This is a genomic window from Micromonospora sp. NPDC005172 (assembly GCF_040608555.1).
Taxonomy (GTDB): Bacteria; Actinomycetota; Actinomycetes; order Mycobacteriales; family Micromonosporaceae; genus Micromonospora.
The window spans coordinates 75,758-81,780 of record NZ_JBEXIL010000030.1 but is presented as its reverse complement, the minus strand read 5'-3'; the positions used below and the strand labels follow the sequence as shown (position 1 = coordinate 81,780).

General features: G+C 74.9%; 5 protein-coding genes and 1 pseudogene. 2 read left to right on the top strand and 4 right to left on the bottom strand.

From position 1 onward, the window contains the following. Together ABZV06_RS20875 and ABZV06_RS20870 are read left to right on the top strand one after the other, a co-directional pair. Positions 1-391: pseudogene (locus ABZV06_RS20875) on the top strand (hypothetical protein); the annotation flags it as partial. 186 nt (positions 392-577) lie between these two features. Then, positions 578-919, top strand: coding sequence for an RNA polymerase-binding protein RbpA (locus ABZV06_RS20870; RefSeq protein ID WP_007460094.1), 342 nt, complete (start codon positions 578-580; stop codon positions 917-919). A 60-nt stretch (positions 920-979) separates the two neighbouring features. Here ABZV06_RS20870 and ABZV06_RS20865 read toward each other — a convergent pair whose 3' ends face one another. The 4 genes from ABZV06_RS20865 to ABZV06_RS20850 form a co-directional block, all read right to left on the bottom strand. Continuing rightward, complete coding sequence (locus ABZV06_RS20865) at positions 980-1,504, bottom strand: FxsA family protein (protein WP_355244887.1); 525 nt, start codon at positions 1,502-1,504, stop codon at positions 980-982. Positions 1,505-1,566: 62 nt separating this feature from the next. Further along, on the bottom strand, positions 1,567-2,376 hold the full coding sequence (locus tag ABZV06_RS20860) for a polyprenol monophosphomannose synthase (RefSeq protein ID WP_355244890.1): 810 nt from the start codon (positions 2,374-2,376) through the stop codon (positions 1,567-1,569). 34 nt (positions 2,377-2,410) lie between these two features. After that, the gene (lnt, locus tag ABZV06_RS20855; protein WP_355623481.1) at positions 2,411-3,991 is read right to left on the bottom strand and encodes an apolipoprotein N-acyltransferase; all 1,581 of its coding nucleotides are present in this window, start codon (positions 3,989-3,991) and stop codon (positions 2,411-2,413) included. Between the two features lie 624 nt (positions 3,992-4,615). Next, entirely contained in the window at positions 4,616-5,947 is a 1,332-nt protein-coding gene (locus tag ABZV06_RS20850; protein WP_355623473.1) for a glutamate mutase L, read from the bottom strand. Positions 5,948-6,023 lie beyond the last annotated feature (76 nt).

The window sequence follows — 6,023 nt, the reverse complement described above, 5'->3', positions numbered from 1 at the left end:
GGCCGAACGCGCCCGGGACCGGGCCCAGGTCGCCGCCGCCGAGGCCGACGACGCCCGGCAGGAGGCCGCCGAGCTGGCCGCCCGGCTGCGCGCGGAGGTGACCGCCGCGACCACGCAACGCGACGCTCTCACCGCCGACCTCACCGCCGCCCGGCAGGCTGCGGCCACCGCCGAGGGCCGGCTCGCCACCCTGACGGTACGACTCGACGCCGCCGAGGCCGACCGGGACGTCGCCCAGCGGCGGGTGGCGCAGCTCGGTGACCAGGTCAGCGATCTGGCGCTGGCGCTGGCCCGCCTCGGCGCCGCCGCCCCCGCCGCGGCGGGCGCTGCCGACCCGGGTGCGACACCGCCGCACGCTTCCGACCCGGGTGCGACACCGCCGCAACCTTGACCACATCCGGGCCGTTAACATCCCCGGTGGCAGTCACGACACGCCACCGCCGTGGCGTCCCGGTCCCGGCCGGCTACCCTTGGTTCCGGCCCGCCCGTGGACGCCTCACGCCCTCGGGCGGGAATGGGGCGACGGGAACGCGCCGTTACACCCAGAAGACCAGCACCACGAACGAGGGAGTCGATCATGGGCGAGCGTATGCTGCGCGGAAGCCGGCTGGGCGCGGTCAGCTACGAATCCGACCGCAACACGGAGCTCGCGCCGCGTCAGACCCGCGAGTACCTGTGCGCCAAGGGCCACCAGTTCGAGGTGCCGTTCGCCGTCGACGCCGAGGTCCCGACGACCTGGGAATGCAAGTTCGACGGCAGCGTCGCCCGACTCGTCGACGGCAATGAGCCGGAGCAGAAGAAGGCCAAGCCGCCGCGTACCCACTGGGACATGCTGCTGGAGCGGCGCTCGATCGCCGAGCTCGAGGACATCCTCGCCGAGCGGCTCCAGGAGGTCCGCACCCGCCGCGGCCGCGCCTGAGCCGCACCCGCACGACACGGCGCCCCCGGGAAACCCCGGGGGCGCCGTCGTGTGGGTGGATCAGTTGCGACCCGGCTCGACGATCTCACCCTCGATCGCCCGGCCACCGTCGACGACCACCGGCTGCTCCGGTTGCGGACGCGGTGTCGGCTGCGGGGCACCCTGACGCACCCGGACCGTACGCGGCCCGAACAGGTCACCGGCGACCATCGACGACACCCGCCGCTCGGCGGTGCGTTGCACCCCGGCGCGGGCCAGACGGCGCACCGGGGGCACCATCAGCAACAACCCGACCAGGCCGCTGACCAGGCCGGGTATCGCCAGCAGCAACGCACCCGCCAGCCCGACGAGCCCGTCGGTCACCTGTCGTCCCGGTGGCTGCCCCGCCTGCGCGGCCGCGCGGAACCCGCGCCAGGCGCGCATTCCCTCGCGGCGCAGCAGCACCAGCCCAAGCAGGGACGCGGCGAACACCAGCAGCACCGCGGCGCCGAACCCCACCGCCCGGCCCACGACGACGAACACCGCAAGCTCCAGCACCACCGTCAGCAGCAGGGCCAGCGGCACGAACCTCAGTCCTCGGCGCATCTCACCTCATCGCCATCCCGCGGCACGACACGAACCGCACATCCAGCATGACACGGCCGCGCTCACGGCCACCGCACCTGACCGGTGGGGGTGCCGTTCAGGCTGCGACGTACCGCCTGCCGCCGGTCCCGCACACCCCACGTGGTGATCCGCCACAGCGCCTCGGCGACGATGCGCGGGCTCATCTTGCTGTCGCCGCGCTCCCGCTCGGCGAACGTGATCGGCACCTCCACGATCCGCACCCCCGCCTGGTGCGCCAGCCGCGACAGCTCCACCTGGAACGAGTAGCCCTGCGAGGTCACCGACCCCAGGTCGATGGCGTCCAGGGCGCTGGTCCGGTACACCCGGTAGCCGCCGGTGGCGTCCGAGACGGGCATGCCCAGCGCGAGACGCGCGTACAGGTTGCCGCAGCGCGACAGCAGCAGCCGCCGCAGCGGCCAGTTCACCACCTGCGCACCGCTGGTCCACCGCGACCCGATCACCACGTCGGCGTCGCGGGCGGCGTCCAGCAGCGCCGGCAGGTCCTCCGGGGCGTGCGAGCCGTCCGCGTCCATCTCCACCACCGCGTGGTAGCCGCGCTCACGCGCCCACCCGAACCCCGCGAGGTACGCCGCGCCGAGGCCCTCCTTGCCCCGGCGGTGCAGCACCTGCACCTGCGGGTCGCCGTCGGCGAGCGCGTCGGCGATCGCGCCGGTGCCGTCGGGGCTGTTGTCGTCGGCGATGAGGATCCGCACGGCGGGGGCGGCCCGGCGGACCCGACCCACGATCGCCGCGATGTTGTCGGCCTCGTTGTAGGTGGGGATCACCACGAGGACGCGGCCCACGCCGGGCACCTCGTCCGGACGCCGGATGGTGTCGGTCGCCTGGATCACGGTTCCTCCGCTCCCGCCGGCGTACCGGCTGCTGCTATGCGGGCACGACCCGCTGGCGGCGGCGCAGCACGCCCGCGCCGGCCAGGGCGGCCACCGCCAGCCCGGCGAGGGCCACCTCCGGCCACCAGCCGAGGCGGGTGGCGAGCGTACGCCCGCTGTCGAGCCGTAGCTGCCGCACCACGACCTCCCGGGTGTTGAACCCGGTGGCATCGCTTACCCGCCCGTCGGGGGCGACGAACCCGGACACCCCGACCGTGGAGGCCATCAGCGCCGGCCGACCGTGCTCGACGGCCCGCAGTCGCACCATGGCCAGCTGCTGGCGGGCCTCCGCCTCGTTGAAGGTGGCGTTGTTGGTCTGCACCACCAGCAGCTGCGCGCCGCCGGTGACAGTGTCGCGGACCACCTCGTCGTAGGCGACCTCGAAACAGATCACGTCGCCGAGGACCGCCGGGCCGGCGCGTACCACGCCCGGGGTGCTGCCGGCCACGAAGTCGCTGCGGATCAGGTCGACCTTGTCGCTGACCCGGCGCGCGATGTCCCGCAGCGGCACGTACTCGGCGAACGGCACCGGATGGCGTTTCGCGTAGAGCTGCGCCATGTCGGCGCCGGTGCCGGGCTGCCACAGCATGCCCGCGTTGCGGACCTGTCCGGGGCCGGGCCCGAGCAGCACCGCGCCGACCAGGATGGGCGCGCGGATCGCGTCGGCGGCCTGGGAGATGCGGGCACCGGCGGTGGGGTTGCGCAACGGGTCGATGTCGCTGGAGTTCTCCGGCCACACCACCAGGTCGGGTTGCCGTTCGGCGCCGGCGGCGACCCGCGCGGCCAGCTCCAGGGTGGCGTCCACGTGGTTGTTCAGCACGGCCTGCCGTTGGGCGTTGAAGTCCAGGCCGAGGCGCGGCACGTTGCCCTGCACGATCGCCACGGTGACGGCGTTGCCGCCGCCCGCCGCGGCGACGGGCACCAGCAGGCTCACCGCGCCCACCGCCACGACGACAGCGGCCGGTACGGCAGCCGGCAGCCACCACTCGGGCCGGACCTCGTGGCGGGCCGCCCAGCCCCGCCAGACGGCGGCGACGAGCAGACCACCGGTGAGGGCCACCGCGAAGGTGACCAGCGGCGCGCCGCCGAGGGCGGCCAGGCGCAGCAGCGGCGAGTCGTCCTGGCTGAACGCGAGACGCCCCCACGGGAACCCGCCGAACGGGGTGCGGTCGCGCAGCGCCTCCTGCCCCACCCACAGCAGTCCGGTCAGCGCCGGCCACTCCCAGCGGCCACGGTCGGCCAGCGGGGACACCCAGGCGGTGGCAGTGCCGAGCAGCGCCACGTAGCCGGCCTGCAGCAGGGACAGCAGCACCCACGGCAGGTAGCCGGTGTGCAGGTTCGTCCAGGCCAGCATCGGCGCGAACAGCGCCACCCCGGTGAGGAAACCCAGGCCCGCGCCGGCGCGCATCCGTCGCCGGTGCGCGGCGGCGGCCAGCAACGCGACGCCGACGGGCGCGAGCGGCCACACCCCGTAGGGAGGGAACGCCAGCAGCAGGGCCAGCCCGGCGACGACGGCCATGGGCGCGGCCACGCGCAGCGGCAGCGGCCGACCTGCGGCGACCGGCTCGCGCAGCACCGTGGGGACGTGGCTCTCGTCCCGGTCCAGGGTCGTCACCGCAGCTTCACCTCGATCACCCGCCGAAGGCTACCCGGCCACCATCGGGGCCCCACCCCACCTCGCCGATCTTGCACTTTCTGCTCCGACACAAGGGGCATTCCGGCCCATCTCACCAACAGAAACTGCAAGATCGGCGAGGTGATGGGTGCGGGGGTGCCCCGGGGGGTGGGGGTGGGGGGTGGGGGGTGGGGTGAAATCGGGGCGCGGCTTGCGCCGCGCCCCGATGCTCCCAGGCCCTTCCCGGCCGGTGGGGCGAGAATGGGGCACGCCGACCTTCGGACCGACCAGGCGGTTGACTGGCTGCCCCCGCCGGGCCGTTGTCTACTGGCCGTGCACCTCACCCTGCCCGTACACCGGTAACCGCGGCCGGTTCGCGCCGCCCCGCCGACCCCCGCCCGCTGGACCTGGCCGCCGCGACGATGACGCTGAAAAAAGTCGCTCGGCCAGCGGACGAAGGGACGAAGCGAACAACAGCCGCTTCCCGTGGTAGGACTCAAAGACGGTACGTGCTGCACCCCGTCTCCTGTCAACCCACCCCCGGCCTGTCGTGTGTTGCGCCACGGCGTGTCGGGTCGGCGTGTCTCACTGGGTGCCCAGATGGTGACGCAGCAACGCCTGCGCCGCCGCCCGGTGCTCCTCGGCGAGCAACCCGGCGGCGGCCAGCACGTAGTCGACGTCCACGACCGCCCGGGCCGCACGGGGCAACGCCCACCCGCCCCCGTGGTCGGCCAGAACCGCCGCCAACACCTGACCGGACGCGTCGACGGGCGCGTGCCGCAGCACCCCACCGGAGCCCACCAACAGACGCACGTCGCGCAGGTCCCGCCCGGCCCGCTCGCCGGTGGCGACACCACGGGCGTGCCGGCGCAGCGCCACCGTCGCCGCCAGGGTGGCGATCCGCGCGTCCACGGCCCGTTCGACGTCGTCGGCGGCCAGGAAGGCCGGGTCGGCCGCACGCCGGGCGGCGGCCTCGCCGAGGTCGTCGGCGTCGGTGAGCAGCCGCTCCTCGACGGCGGCGCGGACGACACCCGGGGCGCTCCACCGCATGCCCAGATCGCCCTCGACGGTGCGGGCCCGCCACAGGCTGCCGGCGACCTCCCGGCCCGGCCCGGTGGCCCGCTCGTCGGGCGTGAGGACCGAGTACACGTCGGTGGTGGCCCCACCCACGTCGACGACGGCCAGGTCACCGCCGATGGTGTCGGCGAGCACCTCCACCCCGGTCAGGACCGCGTCGGGCGTGGCCGCCCGGACCAGGCGGGTGAAACGGGTGCCCCGGGACAGTCGTTTACCGCCGATGACGTGCCGCAGGAACACCGCGCGGATCGCCGCGCGCGCCGACGCCGGCGCGAGGACCCCGATACGCGGCAGCACGTTGTCCGCGCCGCTCACCGGCACCCCGGCGGCCTCCAACAGCCCGGTCAGCTCCGCACGCACGTCGGCATTGCCGGCCAGGACGACGGGTGTGCGCCAGCGGGCGCGGGCCAGACGGGTCGCGTTGTGGCAGATCGTGTCGGCGTCGCCGCCGTCGGTGCCACCCACCAGCAGCACCACGTCCGGACGGGCCGCCCGCAGCGCGGTCAGGGCCGCCGCGTCGAGCCGCCCGGCGGCGGTGTGCACCACGTGCGCGCCGGCCGACAACCCGACCCGCCGGCCCGCCTGCGCGGTCACGAGGGCCTCGTAGCCGATCACGGCCAGCCGCAACCCGCCGCCGGCCGACGAGCAGACGTACCACGGCATGTCACGCGCCCCGAGCCCGGCGGTGGCCGCCGTGACCGCGGCGTCCAGGCCGCGCAGCACGTCGCTGCCCACCGTGGTGGGCGCGGCCGCCGCGCCCACCAGCACACCGGCGGCCAGGTCCACCACGGCCGCCTTGGTGTACGTCGAGCCGACGTCCGCGCAGACCGCGAAGGTCATGGGTTGCCCTGTTCGCGACTGCGGGGCTCGCAAGCCCGGCTCACTCCTCGCGACTCACTGTGTCTGCCCTGTTCGC